This window comes from Nonomuraea aurantiaca, assembly GCF_020215705.1.
GTDB classification, from domain to species: domain Bacteria; phylum Actinomycetota; class Actinomycetes; order Streptosporangiales; family Streptosporangiaceae; genus Nonomuraea; species Nonomuraea aurantiaca.
On record NZ_JAIWNB010000025.1, the window covers coordinates 93605 to 119899 of the forward strand.

A 26295-nucleotide genomic window follows, 5' to 3' on the forward strand; every position below is an offset into this window, starting at 1 on the left:
TCACCGAAGGGCAGATCACCACGATCGAGGATGATCTCTACCGGTCCATCGACGCCGCCGCCGAAGGGCGTGACCTCGGGTAGATCGGGCGGCATATAACCTTTTGGTCGCTTTGGTATGTAATGCGATGATCGGAGGCGTCGACTGCCGAGCGGATGGGTGGAAGCATGACGGATGATCATCGTCGGAAGGCGTTGGTGGTACGGGGCGGCTGGGAAGGGCACGCGCCGGTCGCGGCCACCGAGCTCTTCGTCCCCTACCTGGAGAAGCAGGGGTTCGAGGTGAGCCGGGCGGACTCCCCGGCGCCGTACGCGGACTCCGCGTTCATGGCCGGGATCGATCTCATCGTGCAGTGCTACACGATGGGCACGATCGAGCAGGCCGAGCTCGACGGCCTGCGGGCCGCGATCGAGTCAGGCACGGGGATGGCGGGCTGGCACGGCGGCATCGCCGACTCCTACCGCAACTCCTCCGACTATCTGCACCTGATCGGCGGGCAGTTCGCCTGCCATCCGGGTAAGGAGCCGGCCGAGCGGCAGGGCTCGGCGGCGGACAACTTCGTGCCGTACACCGTGAACATGCTGCCCGAGGCGGCCGGCCACCCCATCACGGAGGGCATCGCGGACTTCGGCCTCGTGACCGAGCAGTACTGGGTGCTGACGGACGACTACATCGACGTGCTGGCCACGACGACGCAGCAGGTCCGTCCGTGGGACCCCTGGCATAGGGAGGTCACCTCGCCGGCGATCTGGACCCGGCAGTGGGGGAGCGGGCGGATCTTCGTCGCGACCCCGGGGCACAGCCTCGACGTCCTGGAGGACGAGAACGTACGCACCATCATTGAGAGGGGCTTGCTGTGGGCCAGCCGGTGAACGTGGGCGTCGTCGGATGCGGCGCCATCTCGGCGCAGTATTTCCAGACCATCGACCGGCTGCCGGCGTTACGGCTCGTCGCGGTGGCCGATCTGGACCTTGACCGGGCGCGGGAGGCGGTACGGCCCTATACGGGCGTCGATGTGCTGAGCGTGGCGGAGCTGCTGGCGGACTCCCGCATCGACATCGTGCTCAACCTCACCATTCCGGCCGCCCACGCCGAGATCGCGCTCCAGGCCATAGCGGCCTGCAAGGACGTCTATTGCGAGAAGCCCCTTGCCGCGACCGCCGAGGAGGCCGCCGGGATGCTGCGGGCGGCCGGCGCCGCTCAGGTGCGCGTGGGGTGCGCGCCGGACACCGTGTTAGGCACGGGTACGCAGACGGCGCGCAAGGCGATCGACGACGGCCTGATCGGCCGGCCCATCGCGGCGACCGCGACGATGATGACGCCCGGTCACGAACGCTGGCACCCGAACCCCGACTTCTACTACGTCCCCGGCGGCGGCCCGCTCCTGGACATGGGCCCCTACTACGTGACCAGCCTGGTGACGCTGCTCGGCCCGGTGGCGTCGGTCGTCGGCGCGGCCAGCCGTACGCGGGCCAAGCGCACGATCGGCTCGGGACCCCGCAAGGGCGAGGAGATCCCGGTGACGGTCGACACGCACGTCACCGGAGTGCTCGTCCACACCTCGGGAGCGCTGTCCACGCTGGTGATGAGCTTCGACGGGGCGGCGACCAAGGCGCCCAACATCGAAGTGCACGGCGAGACGGGCTCACTCGTCGTGCCCGACCCGAACTACTTCGACGGATCCGTCCTGGTGTCGGAGGTCGGTGAGGACGGCTGGCGGACTCTCCCCGTGGCGGCCGGCTACGTCGAGGGCGGGCGCGGGGTGGGCCTGGCCGACTTCGCTTCGACCCCGGCGGGCGAGGAGCCTCGGACGAGTGGATCGCTGGCCTTCCACGTGCTCGACGTCATGGAGTCGCTGCTGGCCTCGGCGCACTCCGGCGCGGCGGTCACCATCACGAGCACCTGCGAACGCCCTTCGCCGGTGAATCTGACTCAGCCCGCCGACTAGAGGTAAATGTCCGTTTTGCTCGAACTTTTTGGAGGAACTTAAGCAAGATCTGCTTCTGCATTGCCCGGGATTTCGCTTCATCGTTAGACCGTCAGGTGAACCTTGCCATGACCCTTTACCCCCCGGGCAAGAGAAGCAGGTCCTCATGGTCAGACGATCCCTCGCCACGTTAGCCGCCGCCGTCACCTCCCTGATCGCCGTCCTCGCGTTCGCGCTACCGGCCCATGCGGTGACTCTGGAGCAGAAACTCGCCGCGCTCTCCGGATTCACCCAGCCCACCGCCGCCAGCGCCGCCTCCTGGCGCGCCGCCTGGCAGAACCAGGCGGCATGGGCCGAGTACGCCTTCGACTGGTCCACCGACCTGTGCTCCAGCAGCCCCGACCAGCCGCTCGGTTTCGATTTCCGGATGCCGTGCCGGCGACACGATTTCGGTTACCGAAACTACAAGGCCGTAAGCCAGTTCCCGGCCAACAAGGACCGTATCGACAGCGCCTTCTATTTCGATATGAAGCAGGTGTGCGCCGGATACTCGGGAATCTCCAAGTCCACCTGTGACGGCCTCGCCTGGACGTATTACCAGGCAGTCCGGCAGCTGGGCGACCTCGTCGTCACCGACGACCAGATCCAGCAGGTCAAGCGGGACGCCGAACGGAACGCCCAGAACTCCGACGCCTAAGACCGGCGGAGACGGAGGATGCCGCCGTCGGCTCAGTCGCCGAACGTCACATCCTTCGTCTCCACCACGGCGGCGGTGCGGCCGGGCGCCGTGTGGTAGCGCCAATAGAGGTTGGTGTGCGCGATGACCTTGTCCGGCGGCGGAGCGCCCCACGCGCTCTGGTCCTCGGTCGTGTGTGCGTCACCGACGAGCGTCACGTCGTAGCCACGGACGAAGGCGCCATGGATCGTGGACCGGATGCATTCGTCCGTCTGCGCGCCGGTCGCGACCAGGCGTCCGACTCCGGCCCCGGCCAGCACCTCCTCCAGATCGGTGTCCTCGAAGGAGTCGGCGAACGTCTTGTGCACCAGCGGCTCCGCCTCCCGGCGGGTCAGCTCCGGGACGTATTGCCAGGCGTCGCTCCCCTTCGGCAGCTGCTCGCTGGAGTGCTGGATCCAGACGATCGGGACACCCTCTTCGCGAGCCCGGTCGACGAGCGTGCCGATGTTGGCGACGACCACGTCACGCTGGTGCGTATCCGCCACGACGCCCATCTGGACGTCGATCACCAGCAAGGCGGTGTTGGGGCGATCTGACAGCGTGGTCACGATGATCTCCTCACGACGATCTCCTCACGATGATCTCCTCTGCCGGCCGGACATGCCACGTGGGTCAGACTAGGCGGCCCCACCGACAATCCGCCGACCCTCAGCGTGGTGAGGCTTCCCGGATGGTCAGGAGCCAGGTCTCGAAGTCCGAGACGGCGTCGTCCATCGTCCGCTGAACCACCTCTTTGACCGCGGTCCTGGCCAGCCGGTGACGTAGCGCGGCGTCGTCGAGCAGCCGGACGATGCCCTCGGCCAGCGCGTCTGGATCTCGCGGCGGGCAGAGCAGGGCCGTGCGGTCGTGCTCCGCGTAGCTGTCCATGCCGTGGTTCCGCGTCGAGACCAGCGCGGCACCGCAGGCCATGGCCTCGGCGCCGGGAAACCCGAACCCCTCGTACTCCGACGGCACGGCGAACACGGCCGACCGGTTGTAGAGGCCGCGCAGCCGGGCGTCGCTCGGCCCCGGATGGTGCTCGATCCAGAAGGGCAGCCGGTCGGCGTCGTACGCGCCGAAGGACCACGCCCGCACGACCCCGGGGCGCGCCTCCCGCGCCAGCTCCAACGCGGTGATCGCGTCGCCGGTCCGTTTCGACCATTCGCGGCGAGCGGGAAAGCCGACCAGGACCCGCTCCGCCGAGTCGATCGGGGTCCGCAGGAAGAAGGTCGAGCTGTCGACGGCGCATTCCACCAGAGCGCACGGCGCCCCGGAAACGCTCTCGACGATGGACCGCAGCCGCCGCGCGCCCACGGCGATGGGCCAGCCGGTACGCATGGCCGATTCCATCGCCTCCCGCGCCGCTCCGTCGGGACGCAAATAGCTTTCGTAGTCCTGCAGGAACAATGCCTTAAGGCCCAGATACGCGGGAAGGGCGGCCACAAGCGGCACGACCTGCCAGGTCGTCGCCAGTACGACGTCGAAGGGATCGTGCCGTCCGGAAAGCGTATGGAGAAAGTCGGCCGGGTCGGATACCAAAACGCTGCGGGTCCGCGGCCCGGCGGAGAACCACGGGTGCGGATGGGCGTCCGGCGGCATTATCGGCACGACCGCCCTGGTCGGCGGCCCGAGAGGATGGCGTACGGGCCGCCGAGGATGGACGAGCAGAATGTCATGGCCCCTTTCCCCCAGGCGGGAGGCATAGGAGTAGACCGTCTTGAGCGCGCCGATAGGCGCGGATGAGGCCCTGGCCATGATGAATGCCACGCGCACGGTCATCGCCTCCCAGTAAGCGATTCCATAGACAGTTTCTTGCGCGGGCGGGTATTCGGGAACCTCGACTGCAGCCCTGCCCCTGTCGCTGGAGCACCTTCTTCACTAGATACGAAGCCTGACGGGAAATCAATGACACCTGTTGGGCTTTTCTGGTGAAATATCCTGATGCAACGGACGCGGCAACTGGGCCACGAGTCCTCGGTCCAGCTCGTCGTCGGCGCCGCCGTCCGGATCCTGCTCGGCCGGCTCCGGCACGCGCTGCCGGGTCTCGACCTGGTCCTCGCCGGCGATCTCCTGATCCCGGGAGGCCGTCAGACGGCCGTGCGCGAACGGTAGGTAACCTTCGTGTCACCGCTGGCTGACTTGTGTTGTTTGGCGTCGCCAGCGATATGTGATGAGATCACTGCGCACTTAACGATCTCCTCACCCAAGGGGTCAAATGGCAACGAACCTCCCCTCCTTCCCTGTCGTGGACGAGAACCCGCTCGACACCTGTATCCGGTTTCGGGAGATCGCTCCCGTGGTGCAGGTGGAATTCCCAGGGGGCGTGCCCGCCTACCTGGCCCTGACCCACAAGGCCGTACGGGAGATCCTCGCCGGGGACAACAAGACCTTCCTCAAGGACCCCAAGCACTGGCCCGCCCTGCACGACGGATCGATCCCCGAGGACTGGCCGCTGCGCGCCATCGTCCAGGGCGGTCACCTGTCCACCGTGGACGGTGGCGACCATCGGCGGCTGCGCGGTCTGATCATGAGCGCGTTCACGCCGGCCCGGGTGCAGGCCATGGAGGCGCGGATCCAGCAGATGGTCGATGAGTTACTGGATGAGGTGGCGGCCGCCGGTGACGGTGTGGACCTGGTCCCCGCCTTCACCGAGGCGCTGCCGATGTGGGTGATCTGCGAGCTGTTCGGCGTGGCGCCCGAGGACCGGCTGCGGCTGCGGAACTGGACCTCCACCCTGCTGGCGCACACCACTCCGCCGGAGGTGGCGTTCGCGGCGCAGAACGACCTTATGACCTTCCTGCACGCGCTGGTGGAGCGCAAGCGGCGCGAACCAGGTGACGACCTCACCTCCGGCCTGGTCCAGGTCCACGACGCGGATGACAAGCTCACCACCGACGAACTGGTCGGCGTGCTGTGGATCATGCTCGTCGCCGGTCACGAGACCACCGTGCACCTGCTCGGGTCCGCCATCGTGGCGCTGGCCCAGAACCCCGGCCAGCTCGCCTTGGCCAAGGCTGAGAACCGGTGGGCCGACGTGGTCGAGGAGACCGTGCGCTACCGCCACTCGGTGATGATGACCAGCTTCCGCTTCACGGCGGAGGACGTGATCATCGCTGGGGTGCCCATCCCCAAGGGCAGTGCGGTGGGCGTGGTCTACCAGGCCACCGGCATCGACCCGGCGGAGCACGGCCCGAGCGCGAACCAGTTCGACATCACCCGTGAGCAGACCGGAAGCCTCGGTTTCGGCCACGGCCCGCGCTACTGCATCGGGGCGGGGCTGGCCAGGCTGGAGAGCCGGCTGGCGCTCGAGACGCTGTACCGGAGATTCCCGGACCTCAGCCTCGCGATCGACCCCGACGACATCCCCTACTCCCCGTCGTTCTTCACGATCGGCCCGCTGTTCCTGCCGGTCAACCTCGGTGTGGCCCAGCCCTGACGTACCGCTGTCCGGCCTGGCAGCCGACGGTTGCCGGGCCGGATCTCGGGGCCTGGGCGGGCAAACGTAGATCATGTAGGGTGAGCCCGGCGTATCCTCCGACGGCCTGGAGCCCGCTGTGCCGCACATGTCTCGTCGCCAGGTTCTCTCCCTGTTCCCCGCCGCCGGTCTACTCGCCGTAGCCTCCCCTTCGTACGCGACCGCGGGGATCGATCACGCGCGGCTGCTCGCCAACACCGTGGCGATGTTCGCGGGGACCCCGGACGTCAACGCCCGGCCCGAGGTGGCCGCCAAGCTCACGTCGATCCTCAACACCGCCAGGCAGCGGCTGACGGCCATGGACAAGGCGGCCGACGGTGAGTTGTTCGCCGGTCTGAGTCTCGGCACCGACGACGCCAACCTGCGACTGGCCTTCCAGTACCTGTACGAGATCGCGCTGGCGACCCGCACGCCCGGCGGCGGGCTCAACGAGGACGCCGCCGCCCAGCGGCGGGTCATCGACGGTCTGCGGTGGCTGCACGAGCGCTACTACGGCGACCAGTCGAAGGGCTACTACGGCAACTGGTTCAACTGGGAGATCGGGATCTCCATCCAGGTGAGCAGGACGCTGGCCCTGCTGGCCGACCGGGTGCGGGAGGAGCGGCCCGACCTGACGGCCACCTACATCGCCTCGATGGACGCCTACCTGCGCAACGGCAAGAACGGCGACGTCGACCTCGACTCCCGCTTCCATACCGGGGCGAACCTGGCCGACATCACCGCGAACCGGATTCTGCAGGGCGCGCTCACCGGCGACGACGCCCGGGTCGACAAGGCCATCACCGACCTGGCCACCGTCTTCGCCACGGTCGACCCGTACAACCTCCAGCACGGGGTCACCGACGGCTACTACCGCGACGGCTCCTTCATCCAGCACGACTCGGTCGCCTACACCGGCTCCTACGGGCGCAGCCTGCTGACCCGGGTCGTCCAGACCCTCAAGACGCTCGAGGGCGCGGCGAGCGGCGGCGTCCCCGACCTGCCCGGCGTGGTGTACCGGTGGATCAACGACGGCTTCGCCCCGCTGATCTTCGAGGGGTGGCTGATGGAGATCGTCAAGGGGCGGGCGGTCTCGCGCACCGGCACCGGCTACGCCGACGTCGGGGTGATCGTGGAGGCCATCGCCGACCTGGCCGACCACGTCGGAGCCGCCGAGGCGCTCGCGCTGAAGAAGTACGTCAAGTTCCTGCCGGCCGCCGACACGACCGCCTTCGCCTCCCCGGTCAGCATCGCCCGCTACGCGGCCATCCGCGCCGACGCCGCCATCCCGGCCGCCGACTTGAACGCGCCCGAGCGCTGCGTGGCGTTCAACGCCATGGACAGGACCGTCCACCGGCGCCCCGGCTACGCCTTCGCGCTGGCGCGCAGCTCCGACCGGATCAGCAAGTACGAGTACATGAGCGGCGAGAACCTCATGCCCTGGTTCCAGGGCGACGGCGCGCACTACCTCTACCTCGCCGGCGAGGACCAGCGCGAGGCGTTCGGCGTCGACTACTACACGGCCGTCTCGCCGTACCGGCTGGCCGGGATCACCGCGCCGGTGGAGGATCGGCGGACGGTGCCCGAGCTGTACGGCCGGCTCTGGTACGAGAACCCGGGCCACCCGCTGAACTTCACCTCCTCCTCGGAGTCCCAGAACACCTACGTGTACTTCCCGCGCGCCGAGAACGCCTTCTCCGGCGGCGCGACGCTCGGCGCGTACGGCGTGTCCGGCATGGTCCAGTCCGACGACGCCGCCTATACCGCCAAGCAGGCGGGCATCCTGCCCGACGACTTCGTCGCCTACCAGAACGCCCGCGCGACCAAGTCCTGGTTCCTGCTCGACGACGAGATCGTGGTGCTGGCCGCGGGCATCTCCGGTCAGGGCGGCCGCGCGGCGGTGACCACCGTGGACAGCCGCATCGCCGCTCCCGGCGACGCGGTCACGCTCACCGGCGAGGGCTGGACCGGCCGCCCCTGGCAGGCGGGCGACACCACGCCGCCACGCTGGCTGCGCTACGCCAACGGCACCCGTCGTACGGCGGTCGGTTACGCCTTCCTCACCCGGCAGCCCGTCGCGGCCGGGCTGGAGACGGTGACCCGCAGCCGCAGGGTCGTGCGCGCGACCAACCCCGACACCAGCGTGACCAAGAACGTCTTCACCGCCACGGTCACCCACCCCGCCACCGGCGGCGTCACCGCCCTCGCCTACGCCCTGGTCCCGAACGCGACGGAGGCCCGCCTGCACGGCTACGCGAACGGCCCGCTGACCGTCCTGGCCAACGACCGGCACGTGCAGGCGATCAAGCACAGGACCCTGGGCATCGTCGCCGCCAACGTCTTCACCGACGGGCCGCGGCACGCCGAGCGCCTGCTCATCGACGGTCCCGCCTCGGTCATCGTCCGCTCCGGCCAGCGCACGGTCGTCGCCCTGTCGGACCCCACGATGAAACGCGACCGCGTCACCGTCGTCCTGGCCGGCGCGCCCCTCCGGCTGGACACGGCCGACGAAGGGGTGATGGTACGGCGGGTGCCGGGCGGCACCCTGATCCAGGCGGCGACCCGCCACGCCCACGGCCGCACCTTCACCGCCACCCTGCGCTGAGCCTGTTGACCTGCACAAACCGTTAAGGAACGATTGTTCTTGACTAATCATTCCTTAACGCGTACGTTTGCCGCATGGGACGACCGAGAGGATTCGACGAAACCGAGGTGATCGCGGCGGCGGCAGCGCTGTTCGCGAACCGGGCCTACGACGGGGTCTCCGTCGACGACCTGGTCACCCACCTCGGCGTGCATCGCAACAGCCTGTACAAGACCTTCGGCAGCAAGCGGGGCCTGTACCTGGCGGCCTTGCGATGGCACGTGAAGCACCAGGTCCAACCGCTGATCTCCGAGGTCGGCGCGGCGCGCGACATCGACGAGGCGGTGCGCGGCACGCTGGCCGCGCACAACGACGACGTGGGCGCCCTGGACCTGCTGCTGATGGCGGCGACCGAGCGCGCGCCCGTCGACGAGGAAGTCCGCACCGAGGTCAGCGCCGCTCTGCACGCCCTCGACCGGGCCGTGAGCACCGTGCTGACCGGCACCACCTCCGACAACGGCGACCAGCCCGCACCGGCGCTGGCCGAGGCGCTGACCTCGGCGTTGATCGGGTTGCGGCTACGCGCCAGAGCCACCGCCAGCCCTACCGAATCCGACCTGGCGGGAGCGGCTCTGGCGCGACACCTCGGCCCCGCATGACCTGATATCTCACCCACTTGCGGAAACAAGGAGTACGACATGGCACACCTGCACGCCGACGGCGACACGCTCGTCGTGGAGATCGAAGGACTGGACAAACTCTGGGCGCTGAAGAGCCGCCTGACGATCCCGCTGGCCAACATCCGCGGCGCCACCGCCGACCCCGGCATGATCAGAACCCCCAAGGGCATCCGCGCACCCGGCTCGCACCTCCCCGGAGTGATCACCGCGGGCACCTTCCACATCGACGGCGAACGCGTCTTCTGGGACGTCCGCGACCCGGCCAAAGCGGTCGTCATCGAGCTGGCCGACGAACGCTACGCCCGTCTGGTCATCCAGGTCGACGACCCCCGCAGCACCGTCGACCTGGTGGAGAGCCTCATCACCCGCACATGACCAGCCCCCCTGCGGGTGATGGAAGCGGAGCGGCCCGGCGGTCGCCGTCGCCCAGGACGCGGGTCACAGCCGCAGCTCCCTCTTGAGGATCTTGCCGACGGGGTTCCTCGGCAGCGCCTCCACGATCTCCAGTCGCTCCGGGAGCTTGTAGGAGGCGATGCCCTGGTCCCTGAGGAAGGCGACGACCGACTGGAGGTCGATCTCTCCCTTGGGCACCACGACCGCGCAGACCTTCTCGCCGAGCACGTCGTCGGGGTAGCCGGCGACCGCCGCCTCGGCGACCGAGGGGTGTCCGGCGAGCAGGGCTTCCAGCTCGGCGGGGGCGATGTTCATGCCGCCGCGGATGATGATGTCCTTGGCGCGGTCGACGTAGCGCAGGTATTGACCCCGGTCGCCGGCGATCTCGAAGAGGTCTCCGGTCCTGAGGTAGCCGTCCTCGTCGAACGGGTCCACCGAGGCCGTGCCCGGCAGGTAGCCCGCGAAGACCGTGGGACCACTCAGGTACAGCTCGCCGGGGACTCCCGGTTCGGTGATCTCCTTCCCGTCCGGCGCGACCAGCTTGGTACGCACGCGGTCGAGCAGCTCCGGCGCCCCCGGCGCTCCCGGGCGCGGGAAGAAGCGGGCGCGGACCTCCGGGTCGGGCATGTGGGCGGGGTCCGACAGCAGGGCGATGCCCTCGTTCGAGCCGAAGAAGTTGATGATCGCGATGCCGTGCTCCTCCTGCCAGCCGCGCACCATCGGCGGCGGCAACGGGGCGGAGCCCGAGCCGATCCGGGTGAGCGAGGAGATGTCGGCCCTGGCCAGGATCGCCTTCTCGCGCAGCAGCAGGGTGAGCAGCGCGGGCGGGGCCAGGGTGTAGGTGACCCGCTCGGCCGCGATCTGGGCGAGGTAGGTGGGCAGGTCGAAGGGGTGGTGCTGGACGAGCACGGCACCGACCCGCAGCCACGGCAGGAAGACGCCGCCGATGCCGGCCATGTTCACCATCGGGAAGGGGTTCAGGATCACGTCCTGGCCGGTGAGCGCGGGCGCGGCCGTACAGATGGCCTCGACCGCGAGCCAGTCGTAGTGGCACCTCGGCACGCCTTTGGGCGTGGCTTCGGTGCCGGAGGTCCAGCAGATCGTCACCAGCTCGGCGGGGTCGGCCGCCCGCCCCGGTGCCTCGGCGCCGGTCACGCCCTCCAGGTCGCCCGGCCACGACAGCGTCGGGGTGCCCGCCGGCGCTCTGGACTCCCGGCCGGTGACCAGCAGCCCGGCGCCGGACAGGGGCAGCAGCTGAGCCAGCTCGTACGCGCGGTACTGCACCGGGAACGGCGTGACGGTCGCGCCGAGCCGGACCGTCGCGAGGAAGCTCACCGCCAGCTCGACGCCGTTGGGCAGCTGCACGGCCACCACGTCGCCGGGACCGACCCCCCGGGCGCGCAGCACGCCGGCCACCCGGTCCACCTCCGCGCCGAGCTGTCCCCAGGTCAGCCGTTTCACCGGACCGTCGAGCGCTTTGTTGGGCGGGTCCACGATGGCCGTCTTGTCGGGCCGGGCCGCCACCTGCGTCCTGAGGAGCTGGTCAATCGTGTCACCGGTCCACCAGCCGTTGGCGGTGTAGCGGGCGATCCGGTCGGCGGAATGCGTCATCGCGACTCCCGTGGCGTGATGGCCGCAACACTAGAAAGCAGAAATGAGGCCGTCAACGCCGGGATATTGACGCCTGACTTCGCCAATCGTAGCTTCCAGGCATGGCCGACATTGCCGTGATGACGGATGAATCGGGCGAGTCGAACCCGTACCTGCTGGGCGTCTACGCCCCGGTCCAGGACGAGGTCACCGCGGACGAGCTCACGGTGATCGGCCGGATCCCTACGGACCTCAACGGCGTCTATCTCCGCAACGGTCCCAACGCCCGCTTTCCGGTGACGGGCCGCTACCACTGGTTCGACGGCGACGGCATGGTGCACGCCGTGCACTTCGAGAACGGCCGGGCCCGCTACCGCAACCGCTGGGTGCGTACGAGGGCCTTCGAGGCCGAGTCCGCCGCCGGCCGCTCGCTCTGGACCGGCGTGATGGAGAACCCGAAGGGCAACCCATTCGGCAACGCGCGCGGCCTGCCCTTCAAGGACACGGCCAACACCGATGTGATCTTCCACCGGGGCAGGGTGCTGGCCTCGTGGTATCTGTGCGGCGCGCCGTACAGTCTGGATCCGCTCTCGCTGGAGACGCTCGGCGTCGACACCTTCCTCGACACGCTCAACGGTGACTTCATGGCGCATCCCAAGGTGGACGAGCGCACCGGAGAACTGTTCTGGTTCGACTATGGGCCGCGCCCGCCGTACCTGCGCTACGGCGTGGTCGGACCCGGCGGCAGCGTCGAGCACTGCGTGGAGCTGGACCTGCCGGGGGCCCGGCTGCCGCACGACATGGCGATCACGCGGGACCACGCGATCCTCATGGACCTGCCGCTCTACCAGGACCTCGACGCCGCCCGGCAGGGCCGCTACAAGCTGACCTTCGACCGGGAGCTGCCCGCCCGCTTCGGCGTGCTCCCGAGGCGCGGCCGGGCGGACGAGATCCGCTGGTTCGAGGCGAAGCCGTGCTACATCTACCACGTCGTCAACGCCTGGGAAGAGGGCGACGAGATCATCCTGGACGTCTGCCGGGTCACGCGCCCGACGCCGTCCACGAACGGCTCGCCGCTGGCGCGGATGATCTCCTATCTGAAGCTCGACGCGCGGATGTACCGCTACCGCTTCGACCTGCGGACCGGCCGCACCTCGGAGGGGTACGTGGACCCCGACCACAACACCGAGTTCCCCTCGATCGACACGCGCGCCACCGGCCACCCCACGCGGTACGCCTACAACGTCACCGTGGCCGACGCCGAGACCAACCTCTTCGACGGCCTGGTCCGCTACGACAACGTCACCGGCGCCAAGGAGACCTACTCCTACGGCCCCGGCCGGTACGGCAGCGAGGCCCCCTTCGCCCCCCGCGACGGTTCGACCGGCGAGGACGACGGCTACCTGGTCAGCTTCGTCACCGACGAGCGGGAGGGCCGCACCGAGGTGCAGATCCTGCACGCCGCCCGGCTCTCGGAGGGCCCGATCGCCCGCGTGCTGCTGCCGCAGCGGGTCCCGCTCGGCTTCCACGCCACCTGGGTACGGGCTGAGCAGCTGGCGTGAATCCTTCGCTGACGGTCTCCCTCGGGCTGTGGCAGGATCGGGCCGCGGAAGAGGCTTTGCTGACGGCCCGCGCCGCTGACGAGCTGGGCTATCCGTCGCTCTGGATCGGCGAGATGGCGACATATGACGCCTTCGCCCTGGCCACGGCCGTCGGGCTGGCCACCACGCGGATCGGTCTCACCATCGGCCCGCTGGCGGTGTCCGTACGCGATCCGATGATGATCGCCATGGGGACGGCCTCGGTCGCCGCGCTGACCGGGCGGCAGGTGGACGTCGCGGTGGGCACTTCCAGCCCGCTCGTCGTGGAGGGCTGGCACGGGCGTTCGCGCGCCCGCTCCGCGACCGCGCTGCGGGAGGCCGTCGAGGCCCTTCGGCCGCTGCTGGCCGGCGAGCGCTCCGACTTCGCGGGCACGTGCGTGGCGAGCAGCGGCTACCGCCTCCGGCTGCCCGCGCCGCGCTCGCGGCTGTCGGTCGCGGCCTTCGGGCCGTCAGCCGTCCGGACCGCCGCCCTGGCCGACCGCATGGTGCTCAACCTGATCACGCCTGCCTCGGCCGGGCGGCTGATCGCCCAGTTGCGCGCCGTCAATCCGGCCACGTCGGTGGTCGCCTGGGTCACCGCCGCCGTGGACCCCGACCGTGAGGCCATCAATCGCATCCGGCGGGCTGTGGTCGGGTACCTGCCCGCTCCCGGGTACGGCGAGATGTTCGCCGAGGCGGGCTTCGCCGACGTCGTCGCCTTCGCCCGTACCCGGCCTCATCCTCGGGAGTTGTTCGCCGCGGTGCCTGACGAGCTGGTCGCCTCGGTCTCGCTGCTCGGCGACGTGGATGCGATCGGTGCACGGCTGGCCGCTTATGCGGCGGCCGGGGTGGAGGAGGTCGCGCTGGTGCCGGTGAGCACGGACCGCGACCCCGGCGGCACGGCCACGCTCAAGGCCCTGGTCACCGCCTATTGAGGGTCAGGGCAAGGAGGTTCGCGGGTCAGTACATCCTTGTGGTGCTGCGCTGGATGGTGCCGGGGGACAGGCGGATGCGGTTGGCCGTGACCCGGTGGCCGCGGGTGTCGGTGACCCGTACGGAGAAGGGGCCCTGGCCCGCGCCGGACTCGGCGATCCAGTAGTTGAAGTCGGCGCGGGCCAGCTTGCGCCAGGCCCCGCCGGTGGACTTCACCTCGACCGAGGTGAGCGGGTTGCCGTGGTCGATGACCAGCAGAGCCAGCCACCACTGCGACGACCCCTCCTTGACGCGGAAGGAGAGCGGCCGGCCGACTCGCGGGTCGGCGACCGGGCGGTAGGTGACGCCCACCAGGCCCTTGCCGGGGTCCGCGACGCGGGCGAAGGCCGTACGGCTCAGGTCGATGTGCCCCGCCTTGCACTCCGGGCACTGGTCGACGACCTTGACCCGGACGGTCCCCTTCGGGCCGGTGACGTCCAGGTAGCCGCCACAGGCAGCGGCGGCGGCGTACTCGCCGGGGGAGAGCGCGACATAAAGGTTGCCGGCGGGAGGCGCCGGATACGAGCAGTTGCCGCCTCCTGATTGGAGCTCGTATAAGGTCGCCTGCCCGCTCCGGGCAGGTTGTGCCAGGGCGGGGGCGGAGAGGAGCGAGGTCGCGGCGAGCGCGGTGGCGAGAACGGCGGGTATGCGTCGCATCCGGGGGTTCCTCTCGTAAGGGACGGATGTGACAGTAGCGAAAAGAGTGGATCTCAGTACGGTAAAGCGCCATATGTCGGGTCAGGTGAACAGCTGGCCGCCGTTGACGTCGATGGTCGCGCCCGTGATGGCCTTGGCGTGGTCGGAGGCGAGGTAGATGACGGCGCGGGCCACGTCCTCCTCCGTGGCGATGCGGCGCAGCGCCATCGCCGAGACGTCGAGCGCGCGGATCTCCTCGACCGTGACGCCTTCCGCCGCCGCCCGGGTGCGCATCCACTCATCGAGCACCTCGCTGGCGATCCAGCCGGGCGCGACGCAGTTCACCCGTACGCCATGCGGCCCGAGCTCGTCGGCGAGGCAGTGTGACAACAGGTGCGCGGCGGCCTTGCCCGCGGCGTAGTCGCTGCGCCCCGCGTAGCCCGTACGGGACGACATGGAGGTGATGTTGACGATCGAGCCGGAGCCCTGGCCCACCATGTGCGGCGCGATGAACCTGCAGGCCAGCAGCGTGCCGTAACCGCCGGTCTCGACGGCCCCGCGCCAGGTCTCCAGGTCGTCAATGGACATGTCGAGTACGTTCCTGCGGTGGGAGCCGGGGAAGGCGGCGTTGACCAGCACATCCACTCGACCGAACCGGTCGATCACGGTGTCGGCCAGCCGCCGTACGTCGTCGATCCGGGTCACGTCGGCGGGTACGGCCAGCGCGCCCGGCACCTCGTCGGCCGTCTTCGCCACGGTCGCCGCGGTACGGGCGGCCACGACGACCCTGGCGCCCTCCTCGCTCAACAGCCCCGCCAGCGTCCGGCCCAGCCCGGGACCCGCCCCAGTGACGACCGCGACCTTGCCCTCCAGCAGCACGCGTCGACTCTACCAAGCGTTTGCTCGCTAACCGTCGGATTTACACCATGGACAACAATTCGTCAGCCGGTTAGGTTCGCTGCGAGATGACAACGATGTCAGTCCCGGTCCCTCCAGCAAGGAGTAGCGATCGCTGATGGTGTCACGACGTACCTTCCTGTGGGCGAATGGCGTGGTCCTGGCGGCCGGCGGGCTCGGAATCACGCTCCCCGGCCCGGCCGCCGCCACGACTCGAGCCCCCCTTCTGCCGAACTTCGGCCGTCCCACCCGGCTCGATGTCGCCGACGTCAGCACGCTTCATGGAAACGACCAGCTGCTGCTGACCACCCTCCAGGGAATCGTCAACCGGCGGCAGCCGCGCCTCTACTTCAACTACGACAGCTCCGGTTACGATCTGCGCTGGCTGTCCAGCACCGGCGCCGCCGTCACGCGCCATGACCGGCCGCTCGACCTCGTCACCCGCTACAAGAACGAGGTACGCGGAGCGATCGTGCACGACCCCGCGGTGCCCGACTCCGTGAACGTCGCCACCACGCTGGCCGGGCTGGAGAACGCCGTCGCGGCCACCGCCGAACAGGCGAGCCGGTACGGCCTCAGAATCATCACCGACCTGCGTGGCCGTTTCACAGCCGACGACGTTCTGGGGACCTACCGGTGGCAGCTCGACCACCTCTTCCCCCGCTGCACGCACGCGCTGCTCACCGGCCTCCCGCCGACCAGGACGGCCCGCGTGGACGGCGTTCAGTGGCGCGAGATCGCCCGCGAGAGCGAGCGGATCCGTGACGCCTCCAACAGGGCGGTCCGCACCTTCGACCTGAGCCAGGAGCTCTCCGGCCAGGAAGGCGTGTATCTGCGGTTCCAGGATTCCCTCGGCGACGACGGCTGGGGCGCCTCGGTCGGCTCGGTGAAGGTGAAGGCCGACGGCAAGGAGATCGCGTCCTTCGTCCCGGGTACGGAGGCCGAGACCCCGTACCTGTTCGACGGCCTCAATTCCGCCATCGGCGGGGACGCCAACCGTTTCTCCGACGGCGGCGGCTACTTCATCTACCGATTCACCGCGCCGGCCGGAACCCGGCAACTCCTGATCGAGGTAGACCTGTGGAACCAATACCTGGTCACCGCCACCACCACCGCGCCCACCCGGGTGGAGCCCTTCCCGTATTTCCGCGACTACGCGACGGCGATGCGCGCGATGGTGTTCTGGCTGCCACCCTCGGGGGAGACCGGCAAGTTACTCGACGAGATTCTCAGCAAGGTGCAGCCCACCACCCCTTATGCGGGCTGGTTCTCCAATGACGTGGCGGGTGAATGGGGCGGCGTGGACCGCGCCTCGCAGCACGCCGTCGAAGTGGTCCCCGCCGACTACTACATGAACGCCACCGTGCACGCGGGCGTCGCCGCGAAGGTCGCCAATCGCGTACGACCAAGACCGGCGGCCACATTACGCAACCGCGTCTACCTCACGCTCACTTTCGGCGAGGGCGACAACATCCAGTACTGCCAGCGCAGAATGCGCGAACTCTGGGACGACCCGAAACGCGGCGCCGTGCCGGTGAACTGGACCGTCAGCCCCCTGCTGGCCGACATCGGCCCCGCGCTCCTGGCGTACTACCAGCGCACGGCCACCGCCGACGACCTGCTGATCTCGGGCCCCTCAGGCGCCGGCTACACCTATCCGGGCTCCTGGCCCGCGAAGGACCTGGACGCCTACACCGAACTCAGCGGCCGCTTCCTGCGCCGCACTGGCATGGACCTGGTCTACGCCTACAACTATCGCAACCCGGAGAACACCGGCTGGGTGGCGTTCGACGAGCGTGTTGCCGGCTCGTACCGAAAGAACACCCCGGTACGCGGCATCATCCAATCCTGGGAAAGCGGCGACCTCCAGACCCGCCCGGCCGGCATCCCGCTGATCGGCAACTTCTCCCCGCAGGGAAAGGCCCAGGAATATCGCGACTCGCTGCTGAAGCACATCGAGGGCTGGGACGGGAGATCACCGCTGTTCATCGCCGGCGCGATCAACGCCTGGAACTGGACACCGGCCGACGTCGCCGAGCTCGGCACCCTGCTCACCGACCCCTTTGAGATCGTCCGCGGCGACACCTTCTTCAAACTGCTGAACGATGACCACTGATCCGCCTGATCCGCCTGATCCGCCTGATCCGCCTGAGCCGGCGTCCTCCGCTGGTCCCGCGACACGGGCACTTGGCGCCGCATCGGCGGACCCGCCCGAACTCTGACGGTGTGGGCAGCGGGTCAGGGACCCTCCGGCGGCGATCGAAAGCGGAACTAAAGCCGCCTTCACTAGAGTCGCCCCGCGACTGAAGGGACAGACAACGTGCGGAAGATCTTGATCAGCCTGGGCATCGCGGTGGCGATCGTGTCGGGCTCCATCGCCGCGGCGCAGGCGGACGACATGGACCCGGATTGCATAGGGGTTTACGAGAACGGCATCTGTGACATGTCCTGGACCGATGTGGTCAGGGTCAATCCGACACCGAGTCCCACACCGACGACGGGGACGGGGATGGGGATGGGGACGGGGATGCCGCTCAACCGGGGCTGACGATGGCGAGGGCCTCCGCCGCCTTGGCCCGCCAGCGTTCCGCCCCCATGTCGGCGAACAACGCGTGCGCCTGCCGCAGATGGCTCAGCCCGCGGGGATCCCCTTGCCGGCTGAGCAGCAGGCCGAGCGACAGCCTCGTTCGTCCCTCGATGTGACGTTCTCCCAGTTCCTGTGCCATGTCCAGGGCACGGGACAAAGCGCGTTCGGCCTGTTCGGGTCGGCCGAGGGCCGCTTGTGCCTCGCCTGTCCCGTGCAGGACGTACGTCTCACCGATCCGGTCGCGGACACTGCGGACGATGGCCAGGGCCCCTTCGAACGCCTCCAGCGCGCGCTGGGCGTCGCCGCGCAGCAAGGAGAGCTCGGCGATGCGGTTCAGCGCCTGGGCCTCGCCGCGTTGGACCGCGTCGCCTCTGAAGATCACCAGGGCGCGGTCGAGCAGCGGCTCCGCCTCATCCAGGCGGTCCTCTTCGAGATGGATGGCCGCGATGCTCACCAGGACATGGCCTTCGGCGGCCCTGTCTCCCACGGCTTCGAGCAGCGGGAGCGCCTGCCGGTACCGGTCGAGCGCCGCGTCGAGCTCGCCCCTGACCCGCTCCGAGAGGGCCAGGTTGCGCAGCGCCAGAGCCATGCCGTGCACCTCGCCGATCTGCTCGAAGATGTCGATCGCCTGGATCAGCAGGGGTTGCGCCTCGCCGTACCGCTGCTGGAAGTTGGCCAGCGTGCTCAGTGAGTACAGCATCGCCCCCTCGCCGCGCGTGTTGGCGGCGCTCCGGCAGGACTCGAGGGCGATCTCGGAGACGTCGCGCCACTCGTCGTAGTAGCCGTGGATCTCGAAGAGGGTGATGGCGGTCATCGCGATGTTCCAGCACAGCTCGTCGAGGTTGTGCGCCGCCGCCTGCCGTACGGTCGCCAGGAGCGTCGTGCGCTCCTCGTCCAACCAGCCGAGCGGATCGTTCCCGAACAGCGCGTCGGCCAGGGCGTCGTCCCGGGAGTCGCCGGTGTTCTTGCCGCGCAGCAGGGTGAAATGCCCGCCGTAGTAACGCTGGTGTGCCCGGTCGGCCAGGAAGAGGAAGCGCTTGCAGGCACGCTCCACCGCGGCCTGGCGCTGCTCCTGGCTGTCGCTGGCCAGGGCGCTTTCGCCCGCGTACGCACGTACCAGGTCGTGCATGATGTACCGCCGGCCCCTGCGGACCAGCAGTGAGGCGTCGACCAGCTCGTCGAACGCGCCCTCGGCGGCGTTGTCGCCGAGCAGCGCCTCGCCGAGCCAGTGGGTGCTCTGCGGGCTGTCGAGCAGCCCGAGCCGCCGGAACAACGTCTGGGCCTTGCTCGACAGCCCTCGATAGCTGACGTCGAGGCTGGCCCGTACCTCCAGATCACCATGGCTGAGAACGTCCAGCATGGTGCGGGAGTCGCTGAGCATGTCCACCAGCGTCTGGACGCTCCACTGCGGGCGTACGGCGAGCCGCGCGCCGGCGATGCGCAACGCGAGCGGCAACCCGCCGCACTGCTCGGCCAGCGTCCTGACCGAGGCGGGCTCAAGAGCGGCGCGATGAGCGCCGATGTCGTGGGTGAGCAGTTCGACGGCGCCTTCTCCGTCGAGAACGTCGAGGCGGACCACCCGGTGCTCCGGCAACCCGGTCAGGTGGTGACGACCGGTGATCAGGACGGCGCAGGGCGCACCGCCGGGGAGCAGGTGCCAGATCTGCTCGAAGGAGCCCGCGTTGTCCAGCAGCAGGAGCATGCGGCTGCCGGCCACGGTGGAGCGGAACAGGGCGCCTCGCTCCTCCAGCAACCGGGGTATCGACGAGACCCCCAGAGCGCGGAGGAACTGGCTCAGCACGTCGGTCGGTTGCAGTTCACCGCCGCGCAGGTCGATGTAGAGCTGCCCGTCCGGATAGCCGGGAGACAGCCGGTGCGCCGTCTGGAGCGCCAGCTCGGTCTTGCCCACGCCCGCCCTGCCGACGATGGCGGCGATGGGTAACCCGGTGCCCGCGCCGTTCGCGTCGAGGAGCGAGCTGATCCGGCGCGTCTCGGCGTCGCGTCCGGACAGCCGCGAGATCATCGGCGGGAGCTGCCTCGGGACCGGCGTCTGGCGCACCACCGCGGGCCCGCTGTCGAGCTCCGCGTCCTGGTTGAGTATGGCCAGTTCAAGCCGGCGCAGCTCGTCCCCGGGCACCAGGCCGAGCGTGTCCTGCAGCATCACGCGATAGGCGTGGAAGACGTCGAGTGCCTCGGCCTGTCGTCCCGAACGATAGAGCGCGAGCATGAGGAGGCCGTGCAACTGCTCGCGCAGGGGATTGTCCTGGACGAGGCCGCGCAGCTCGGCGACCAGCTGCTGATGGCGGCCCTCTTTGAGCTCGAGGTCGATGCACTGCTCGTGGGCGAGCAGACGGCGTTCCTGTACGCCGTGCGCGATCGTCTGGATCAGGTCGCTGCTGACGTTGGACAGCACGGGCCCACGCCAGAGGGCCAGCGCCGAGCGCAGGGTCCTGGCCGCCTGGGCGGGCTTCTCCAGTTGCGCCTGCTCGGTCAGCTCGTCGAAGTCGATGAGGTCGAGCTGTCCCCGTCCGACTCTCAGCAGGTAGCCGGGAGGCATGGTGATGAGGAGGTTGTGCGGCTGGGCGGTGTCGCCGAGCAGCCGGCGCAGGTGGGAGATCCGGATCTGGATCTGGTTGCGGGCGGTTTCTGGGGGCGCCTCACCCCATACGGCCTCGATCATCCTTGTGACGGGCACGACCCGGTTGGCGTCGAGCAGCATGATCGCCATGGCGACGCGTTGGAGGCCGCCTCCGAGGTGAAGCTGCTCCCCGCCCCGTTCGGCCTCCAGCGGTCCGAGAATCCTGAAACGCATGATCTCCTCCGCCGAGGATCATTCCTGGGCAAGATTGCAGATCGCACAATACCGCCCATTTTCGGCGATCCTAGCCAAGAACGATCCCCTCGGCCTCGGAGGTGCCCAGCCAGAGCCGGGTCCGGCCGCTCCCCGGTATCGCCCCAGCCGCCCGCCGGAGTGCGCGCGGCAGCGTTTATATACCGGCGAAAGCGAATCAAAACCGTGCTGAGGTAATCTCAGGCCGAGCTACGCCGACACGACAAGGGGTGCGATGCATATTACTGCCCGAGCGCCGGCTGAATTGGTAAGCGTATTCGCATTGACCGACGGCACTATTGCCATGCAAGGCGCGGTAGCGGTCGCGGCGAAGCTGATCGGCCCGGCCGGCTTCGACATCTTCCCGACGTTCGAGGAGTTGGCGGCCGCGACGGAGAGCGGCTCCCCTGGCGTGGTCATCGTCAATCCCCTCCATTTACAGATGAATCATCCGCTGGAAAAGATTGAATGGCTCTGCAGAACGCAACGCGTTCTCGCCTTCTGCCCGACGCTGGACAATGCCGAGCTGATTCTCCTGATCGAACTCGGCGTGCGTGGCCTCATCGACTGGTCGTCACCGGCGAAGGCGTTGCGCGATGCGGTCGACAGCGTGGCCAAAGGAGGGCTCTACATGTCACAGGGCCTTCCGGTGGCGACGACCGCACTCCCCGGCGGACCAACCGTGACGCCGCTTCAGACCGACGTCCAAGGACTCACCTCCCGTGAGCTCGAAGTGCTCAAGGCACTGGCTCACGGCATGACCCACAAAGAGATAGCCAGGCAGCTGGACCTGTCCAAGGCCACGGTCGACACCTATGTTCAGCGAATCCGCCGCAAACTCGATGTTGGGAACAAGGCCCAGCTGACACTGGCGGCCTACGCGCTCGGGCTCATTCTCCGCGAGGACGTGCCCTCCGGTCTCGACCACGGCCAGGACACCCCTTCCGACCACATGGGCCGGGGGCTGGTCGTGGGGGGACGATCCTGACCTAAGGCTGGTACGCGGCCTCGACCGTCTGGATGAATTCCTGCTCCGTGCCGGGCATGGGCGAAGGAGCGGGAACGCACCCCGCGTCACGGAATTCGGCCAGCCGCTCCTGGACCTGCTCCCGTGTCCCGATCAGCGACAGTTCCCCGGGCTCCGGCTTGCCGTAGGCGTCCAGCACATGCCGGTAGTAAGGCAGCATGCGGTACGAGGCGGTCGTCTTCTCCCACCGGTTGGTCTGCTCCACCAGGTCGTCGCCGGTGTAGGCGGGGAGAATGGTCAGCACGGTGAAGTCCTCCTCGCGCTTGCCCAAAGCCGTGCACGCTTCGCGGACCACCGGCATGACCTGCTCGCGCACATAGCGGGCCGAGCACAGCCAGATCACGATGCCCTGACCGAACTCGACCGCGAGGCGGATCATCTGGGGACGCAAGGCGGCCAGGTAGATCGGAACCGGCTGGTACGGGTCGGCGTACTGGGAACGCGCTGTGAAGTAGCGTCCCTCCACGCTGGCCGCGCCGGCATTCGTCAGATCCCGGACGATGGACAGGTATTCCCGCATCACGGCGATCGGCGGCCCCTGCTTGTAGCCGAGGACGTACTCGTTGATGAACTGGTGGCTGTAGCCCAGACCGAGGATGAACCGCCCCCGCGAGAGCTCGGCCAGCGTCGCCGCCGACTGGGCCATGGAGACCGGGTGCCGGGCATAGATCGGCAGCACCGCCGTGCCCACGGTCATGGCCGGCGCCGCGTTCAGATAGGTCGCGGCCATGAGGGTCGCGTCCCGCTGATCGGGTTGCTGCTCGAGCCAGAGCTGGTCCACGCCCAGCCGCTCGGCGAGCTGGACGCGCGTTGTCAGCTCCGTGGGGTCGAGGAACCTCGGAGAGATCATCAGTGGGCGCTGGGCAGAGGTCATGTGGCCTCACATCCTCGTCTGCTCGGGCGTACCGTCGACGATGACATCGACGTAGGGCGCGGGTTGCTGGACATGTTCGAGATCGGATTCGAGGACCACGTTCGCGCCGTCGCGGCCGACTTCGGTGAAGCCCGCGAAGGCGTAGGTGATCTGCATGACGCGATTGCGGCCGGTCTCCACGAAATCCGCGCGTAGCCGCGCACCCGCCGCGCGTGCCTCGCTCATCACGTGATTGAGCAGGATCGTTCCCACCCCGCGGGACATCGTTCGGCAGGACATGAGCAGCAGGCGCAGATGCCAGTGCCGCGGGCCGCGTTCGACCAGGGCGAGCCCGATGGTTCCGTAATCACCGAACATGTCTTTGAGGTCGGCGACCAGCAGCAGATGGTCGGCGCTGCCGCGCAGTTCGTCGAGCTCCTCGTAGGAGTAGGTGCGGCCGGTCGAGTTCAGCTGGTTGGTCCGGACAGTGAGTTCCTCCGCCCGCTGGAGATCGTCCCGGGTGGCGCGGCGGATCACGAACCGCATGCCCAGATGGGCCAGGAAATCCTCGGGAGTCCCGTGGAAGGTCCGCTCGGACTCCTCCCGCGCGATCTGGCCGCGGAACATCTCCCGCCGGTGCCGAGATTCCACGGTGACGAAGCGCGGCGTGAACTCCGGGGTGGCGGCCGCGGCCATCACCTCCGCCGGTGCCAGGCACAGGACGCCGGGATGAACGTGCGCCACCTCGGCCCGTTCGAACTCCTGGTCGTCGATGAAGGCGAGCGCGCCCGTGGCGATGTTCAGGCTCTTCGCGATGCTCGCGATCGAGGTGGACTTGGCGCTCCAGCCGATCTGGGGATAGACGAACATCTCTTCCAGCCCCAGCTCACCCAGCTTGGCGAGTACGGTCCGCTCGTCGTTCTTGCTGGCCACGGAGTGGAGTACGCCTCGGCGGTCAAGCTCGTGGATCAGCTGGACCAGGTCGTCCCGGAGCGAGACGTTCCCGTCCTCCAGCAGTACGCCGTCCCACAGGGTGTCGTCGAGGTCCCACACCACACACTTGATCCGGCCCCGGCGTGCGGCGTCGCTGTCAACCGTCATGGCATCGCTTTCTGGTAGGCGGCATCGGCGATGGTGATCTGCTGGATCTCGGAGCTGCCCTCGATGATCTCCATGACCTTCGCGTCGCGGAAATAGCGCGCCACCGGATGGCGAGCGCTGACCCCGTTCGCGCCATGGATCTGCACCGCCGCCGACGCGTGCCGGGCGGCGGCGGTGGACGCGAAGTACTTCGCGATCCAGGTCGCCATGATCGTCTGTGCGTCGCCGGCGTCCTTGAGCCGGCCGGCTCGCTCGTACAGAAGCCGGGCCGCGGTGACGTCCGTGACCATGTCGGTGATCTTCGCGCGGATGAGCTGCAGCTCACGCAGCGGCACATCGCGTATCCGGCGCTGCGAGGTGTAGCCCGCACAGGCGTCCAGGCAGGCCTGCGTGATGCCGACCGAGCCCGCGGCCACGCTGAAACGCCCCAGGTCGAGCGTGCCGGTGAGGACCATGCCCGCCGCGAAGCTCTCCGGGCCGAGCAGCGCGTCGGTCCCTACCAGGACGTCGCGCAGGGTGACCGTCGCGAGCATGCTCGCCCGTGTCCCCAGCATGTCGTCGATCGGGGTGATCTCGACTCCGGGCGTCTCGCGGGGGACGAGGAACGCGGTGACCCCGGGGCCGTTGCGGGCGAAGACCAGGAACAACCCCGCGCGCCGGCCTCCGGTGATCCAGGTCTTCGTGCCGTTCAGGACCCAGCCACCGCCGGCCCGCCGCGCGCTGGTGGTCATCCGGGTGGCATCGCTGCCGACCTCAGGCTCGGAGACGCACAACGAGGCGGGAATCCGGCCCGACGCCAGCGACGGCAGCCATTGCCGGCGCTGATCCTCCGTGCCCCAGCGATCGACCGCGAACGCGACCATCGTGTGGACGGTGAGCAGGCTGCGCACCGAGGAGCAGCCGCGCCCGATCTCCTCGTGGATGGCGCCGAGAGCGGTGTAGGAGACACCGTCGCCGCCGACATCGACGGGCAGGAACGGCGCCCACAGACCGGCCGCCCCGATCGCGTCGAGCAGCGGCTCGGGAACCCGGCCCAGGCGGTCGTACTCGTCCGCGGTCGCCGCGATGTGGTCCCGCACGAAGCGCCGCGCCGACGCGCGATCTCGCACCTGGTCGAGCGTGCGAGGGGGCGTCGAAGCCGTCATTGCCCTACGGCGGGCAACGCCTGCCGGTGAACCAGCTCCGCCATGCAGTTCACGGTGCGGAAGTTGTCGAACTTGAGCTCGTCGTTGGGAATGGTCACGCTGAACTTCTGCTCGATGTACATCACCAGCTCCATCGCGAACAGCGAGTTGATGAACCCGAGCGAGAAGATGTCGTCGTCGTTGGTGAACGCGGCGTCCGGGAAGCGTCCGTGTATGAAGTCGTTGATGGTCTCGGCGGTGTAGTCGCCCATGGTCAAGCCTCCGCTGTCAACCGGTTGTAGGTGTAGAAGCCCCGTCCCGACTTGCGTCCGTGCAGTCCGGCGTCCGTCATCTGGGCCAGCAGCGGGCAGGGACGGTATTTGCTGTCCGCGAAGTTCTCGTACAACGTCTGGATGCTGTACAGGATGGTGTCGACACCGATGAGGTCGGCGGTCTCGAGCGGTCCCATCGGATGGCCGAAGCAGCCGCGGAAGACCTCGTCGACCTGATCGGCCGTGGCGGTGCCCTCGTACACGAGATAGGCGGCCTCGTTGACGGTCAGCATCAGGACGCGATTGGAGACGAACCCGCACGCGTCCTTCACCTGAATGGGCTGCTTGCCCATCTCCTTCAGCAGTGTCCGGACGCGATCGAGGGTCTCCGGCGAGGTGTGGTAGCCGGGGATGAGCTCGACCACCGACTTCAGCGGCACCGGGTTCATGAAGTGCACACCGGCCATCTGGGCCGGCCGTCGCGTGACACTCGCCAGCTTCGTGATCGGAATCGCCGAGGTGTTCGCCACGAAAAGAGTGTCCGGCGCACAGATCTCGTCGAGCCGCCGGTAGACGTCGCGCTTGAGCTCGAAATTCTCGGTGATGTTCTCCACCACGATTTCCGCCGTGGCCAGCTCGCCCAGGTCGGCGGTCAGGGTGATGGCATTCATCATGGCGGAGACGTCGAGCCGGGGGCCGCCGAACATTTGGCTCATCCGGAAATTCCGGGCGAGCAGACCGCGGCCTTTCTCCAGAGTGTCGGCGCTTCGATCCATGACCACGACCCGGTGCCCCGCCTGCGCCAGATTCTGTGCCACACCGACGCCCATGACACCCATGCCGACAACGCCCATCAAAGCCATGGCCCCTCCATCCTGCTGATGTCGAGGAATTCTTGGTCGGCGCGCACGCTCGTGTCAACGGGCGAAAACGGCCTGCGCTGCTGGCAGTTCACGGTTGGCAGCATGCTGACAGCGCGTATCGGCTGGACCGCCCGAGACGCCGCGGGACACCATTGCCCGAGCGTGGGCCATGGCCGACGAAGGGTAAAAGGCGCTTCGCACGGGGTGATA

The 26295-nt window shown here is 68.7% G+C and carries 24 protein-coding genes; 13 read left to right on the top strand and 11 right to left on the bottom strand.

From position 1 onward, the window contains the following. The first annotated feature begins 167 nt into the window (after positions 1-167). The 3 genes from LDL49_RS42280 (at position 168) to LDL49_RS42290 (ending at position 2624) form a co-directional block, all read left to right on the top strand. Positions 168-872, top strand: coding sequence for a ThuA domain-containing protein (locus tag LDL49_RS42280; protein WP_225300414.1), 705 nt, complete (start codon positions 168-170; stop codon positions 870-872). Next, positions 857-1948 carry a Gfo/Idh/MocA family protein gene (locus LDL49_RS42285; protein WP_225300416.1) on the top strand — a complete coding sequence of 364 codons (1092 nt, stop codon included), beginning with the start codon at positions 857-859 and terminating at the stop codon, positions 1946-1948. Before LDL49_RS42280 ends, LDL49_RS42285 begins: the two co-directional genes overlap by 16 nt. 145 nt (positions 1949-2093) lie before the next feature. Continuing rightward, positions 2094-2624: a phospholipase gene (locus tag LDL49_RS42290; RefSeq protein ID WP_225300418.1), complete on the top strand. Its 531-nt coding sequence runs from the start codon at positions 2094-2096 to the stop codon at positions 2622-2624. 32 nt (positions 2625-2656) lie between these two features. Here the strand turns inward: LDL49_RS42290 and LDL49_RS42295 are convergent, their stop codons facing one another. Continuing rightward, complete coding sequence (locus LDL49_RS42295) at positions 2657-3211, bottom strand: isochorismatase family protein (protein ID WP_225300420.1); 555 nt, start codon at positions 3209-3211, stop codon at positions 2657-2659. A gap of 100 nt (positions 3212-3311) precedes the next feature. Next, positions 3312-4415, bottom strand: coding sequence for a glycosyltransferase family 4 protein (locus LDL49_RS58755; protein ID WP_225300422.1), 1104 nt, complete (start codon positions 4413-4415; stop codon positions 3312-3314). Between the two features lie 168 nt (positions 4416-4583). On the opposite strand from LDL49_RS58755, the gene LDL49_RS42305 reads away from it, so the two are divergent. The 5 genes from LDL49_RS42305 (at position 4584) to LDL49_RS42325 (ending at position 9735) form a co-directional block, all read left to right on the top strand. Next, a complete protein-coding gene (locus LDL49_RS42305; protein ID WP_225300424.1) occupies positions 4584-4754 on the top strand; it encodes a hypothetical protein in 171 nt (56 codons plus the stop codon). A 103-nt stretch (positions 4755-4857) separates the two neighbouring features. After that, positions 4858-6078, top strand: a complete 1221-nt coding sequence (locus tag LDL49_RS42310) for a cytochrome P450 family protein (protein ID WP_225300426.1) — start codon at positions 4858-4860, stop codon at positions 6076-6078. Positions 6079-6205: 127 nt separating this feature from the next. Beyond that, entirely contained in the window at positions 6206-8701 is a 2496-nt protein-coding gene (locus tag LDL49_RS42315; protein WP_225300428.1) for a polysaccharide lyase family 8 super-sandwich domain-containing protein, read from the top strand. Between the two features lie 74 nt (positions 8702-8775). Beyond that, a complete protein-coding gene (locus LDL49_RS42320) occupies positions 8776-9339 on the top strand; it encodes a TetR/AcrR family transcriptional regulator (RefSeq protein ID WP_225300430.1) in 564 nt (187 codons plus the stop codon). A gap of 39 nt (positions 9340-9378) precedes the next feature. Next, positions 9379-9735, top strand: coding sequence for a hypothetical protein (locus tag LDL49_RS42325; protein WP_225300432.1), 357 nt, complete (start codon positions 9379-9381; stop codon positions 9733-9735). A gap of 63 nt (positions 9736-9798) precedes the next feature. On the opposite strand, the gene LDL49_RS42330 is transcribed toward LDL49_RS42325, so the two are convergent. After that, positions 9799-11364 carry a class I adenylate-forming enzyme family protein gene (locus LDL49_RS42330; protein ID WP_225300434.1) on the bottom strand — a complete coding sequence of 522 codons (1566 nt, stop codon included), beginning with the start codon at positions 11362-11364 and terminating at the stop codon, positions 9799-9801. 101 nt (positions 11365-11465) lie between these two features. Between LDL49_RS42330 and LDL49_RS42335 the strand changes: the two genes are divergently transcribed. After that, complete coding sequence (locus LDL49_RS42335) at positions 11466-12905, top strand: carotenoid oxygenase family protein (protein ID WP_225300437.1); 1440 nt, start codon at positions 11466-11468, stop codon at positions 12903-12905. Continuing rightward, positions 12902-13858, top strand: coding sequence for an LLM class F420-dependent oxidoreductase (locus LDL49_RS42340; protein ID WP_225300439.1), 957 nt, complete (start codon positions 12902-12904; stop codon positions 13856-13858). Before LDL49_RS42335 ends, LDL49_RS42340 begins: the two co-directional genes overlap by 4 nt. A gap of 25 nt (positions 13859-13883) precedes the next feature. Here LDL49_RS42340 and LDL49_RS42345 read toward each other — a convergent pair whose 3' ends face one another. After that, complete coding sequence (locus tag LDL49_RS42345) at positions 13884-14552, bottom strand: expansin EXLX1 family cellulose-binding protein (RefSeq protein WP_225300441.1); 669 nt, start codon at positions 14550-14552, stop codon at positions 13884-13886. Positions 14553-14633: 81 nt separating this feature from the next. Further along, entirely contained in the window at positions 14634-15410 is a 777-nt protein-coding gene (locus tag LDL49_RS42350) for an SDR family oxidoreductase (RefSeq protein WP_225300442.1), read from the bottom strand. 136 nt (positions 15411-15546) lie between these two features. On the opposite strand from LDL49_RS42350, the gene LDL49_RS42355 reads away from it, so the two are divergent. Continuing rightward, complete coding sequence (locus LDL49_RS42355) at positions 15547-17544, top strand: GxGYxYP domain-containing protein (protein ID WP_225300444.1); 1998 nt, start codon at positions 15547-15549, stop codon at positions 17542-17544. 204 nt (positions 17545-17748) lie between these two features. Beyond that, the gene (locus LDL49_RS42360) at positions 17749-17976 is read left to right on the top strand and encodes a hypothetical protein (RefSeq protein ID WP_225300446.1); all 228 of its coding nucleotides are present in this window, start codon (positions 17749-17751) and stop codon (positions 17974-17976) included. Here LDL49_RS42360 and LDL49_RS42365 read toward each other — a convergent pair. Further along, positions 17963-20827: an AfsR/SARP family transcriptional regulator gene (locus tag LDL49_RS42365; RefSeq protein WP_225300448.1), complete on the bottom strand. Its 2865-nt coding sequence runs from the start codon at positions 20825-20827 to the stop codon at positions 17963-17965. The two genes, LDL49_RS42360 and LDL49_RS42365, sit on opposite strands and share 14 nt — an antisense overlap. A 301-nt stretch (positions 20828-21128) precedes the next feature. Between LDL49_RS42365 and LDL49_RS42370 the strand changes: the two genes are divergently transcribed. Next, positions 21129-21833 carry a response regulator transcription factor gene (locus tag LDL49_RS42370; protein WP_225300450.1) on the top strand — a complete coding sequence of 235 codons (705 nt, stop codon included), beginning with the start codon at positions 21129-21131 and terminating at the stop codon, positions 21831-21833. A gap of 1 nt (position 21834) precedes the next feature. Here LDL49_RS42370 and LDL49_RS42375 read toward each other — a convergent pair whose 3' ends face one another. The 5 genes from LDL49_RS42375 to LDL49_RS42395 are packed head-to-tail and all read right to left on the bottom strand — an operon-like array spanning position 21835 to position 26085. Beyond that, positions 21835-22722, bottom strand: coding sequence for an LLM class flavin-dependent oxidoreductase (locus tag LDL49_RS42375; protein ID WP_263656197.1), 888 nt, complete (start codon positions 22720-22722; stop codon positions 21835-21837). Positions 22723-22752: 30 nt separating this feature from the next. After that, positions 22753-23826: an HAD-IIIC family phosphatase gene (locus LDL49_RS42380; RefSeq protein WP_225300454.1), complete on the bottom strand. Its 1074-nt coding sequence runs from the start codon at positions 23824-23826 to the stop codon at positions 22753-22755. Beyond that, on the bottom strand, positions 23823-24935 hold the full coding sequence (locus LDL49_RS42385) for an acyl-CoA dehydrogenase family protein (protein WP_225300456.1): 1113 nt from the start codon (positions 24933-24935) through the stop codon (positions 23823-23825). Before LDL49_RS42385 ends, LDL49_RS42380 begins: the two co-directional genes overlap by 4 nt. Positions 24936-24967: 32 nt before the next feature. Beyond that, positions 24968-25222 carry an acyl carrier protein gene (locus LDL49_RS42390; RefSeq protein WP_225300458.1) on the bottom strand — a complete coding sequence of 85 codons (255 nt, stop codon included), beginning with the start codon at positions 25220-25222 and terminating at the stop codon, positions 24968-24970. A 2-nt stretch (positions 25223-25224) separates the two neighbouring features. Then, the gene (locus LDL49_RS42395; protein WP_225300460.1) at positions 25225-26085 is read right to left on the bottom strand and encodes a 3-hydroxyacyl-CoA dehydrogenase family protein; all 861 of its coding nucleotides are present in this window, start codon (positions 26083-26085) and stop codon (positions 25225-25227) included. Between the last annotated feature and the right edge of the window lie 210 nt (positions 26086-26295).

What these genes read in the sequence shown, in the direction of transcription:
- LDL49_RS42335 (WP_225300437.1), top strand. Translation starts at nt 11,466, where the DNA reads ATGGCCGACATTGCCGTGATGACGGATGAATCGGGCGAGTCGAACCCG.
- LDL49_RS42310 (WP_225300426.1), top strand. Translation starts at nt 4,858, where the DNA reads ATGGCAACGAACCTCCCCTCCTTCCCTGTCGTGGACGAGAACCCGCTC.
- LDL49_RS42345 (WP_225300441.1), bottom strand. Translation starts at nt 14,552, where the DNA reads ATGCGACGCATACCCGCCGTTCTCGCCACCGCGCTCGCCGCGACCTCG.
- LDL49_RS42315 (WP_225300428.1), top strand. Translation starts at nt 6,206, where the DNA reads ATGTCTCGTCGCCAGGTTCTCTCCCTGTTCCCCGCCGCCGGTCTACTC.
- LDL49_RS42365 (WP_225300448.1), bottom strand. Translation starts at nt 20,827, where the DNA reads ATGCGTTTCAGGATTCTCGGACCGCTGGAGGCCGAACGGGGCGGGGAG.
- LDL49_RS42395 (WP_225300460.1), bottom strand. Translation starts at nt 26,085, where the DNA reads ATGGCTTTGATGGGCGTTGTCGGCATGGGTGTCATGGGCGTCGGTGTG.
- LDL49_RS42290 (WP_225300418.1), top strand. Translation starts at nt 2,094, where the DNA reads ATGGTCAGACGATCCCTCGCCACGTTAGCCGCCGCCGTCACCTCCCTG.
- LDL49_RS42325 (WP_225300432.1), top strand. Translation starts at nt 9,379, where the DNA reads ATGGCACACCTGCACGCCGACGGCGACACGCTCGTCGTGGAGATCGAA.
- LDL49_RS42380 (WP_225300454.1), bottom strand. Translation starts at nt 23,826, where the DNA reads ATGACGGTTGACAGCGACGCCGCACGCCGGGGCCGGATCAAGTGTGTG.
- LDL49_RS42375 (WP_263656197.1), bottom strand. Translation starts at nt 22,722, where the DNA reads ATGATCTCTCCGAGGTTCCTCGACCCCACGGAGCTGACAACGCGCGTC.
- LDL49_RS42355 (WP_225300444.1), top strand. Translation starts at nt 15,547, where the DNA reads ATGGTGTCACGACGTACCTTCCTGTGGGCGAATGGCGTGGTCCTGGCG.
- LDL49_RS42390 (WP_225300458.1), bottom strand. Translation starts at nt 25,222, where the DNA reads ATGGGCGACTACACCGCCGAGACCATCAACGACTTCATACACGGACGC.
- LDL49_RS42305 (WP_225300424.1), top strand. Translation starts at nt 4,584, where the DNA reads ATGCAACGGACGCGGCAACTGGGCCACGAGTCCTCGGTCCAGCTCGTC.
- LDL49_RS42280 (WP_225300414.1), top strand. Translation starts at nt 168, where the DNA reads ATGACGGATGATCATCGTCGGAAGGCGTTGGTGGTACGGGGCGGCTGG.
- LDL49_RS42330 (WP_225300434.1), bottom strand. Translation starts at nt 11,364, where the DNA reads ATGACGCATTCCGCCGACCGGATCGCCCGCTACACCGCCAACGGCTGG.
- LDL49_RS42320 (WP_225300430.1), top strand. Translation starts at nt 8,776, where the DNA reads ATGGGACGACCGAGAGGATTCGACGAAACCGAGGTGATCGCGGCGGCG.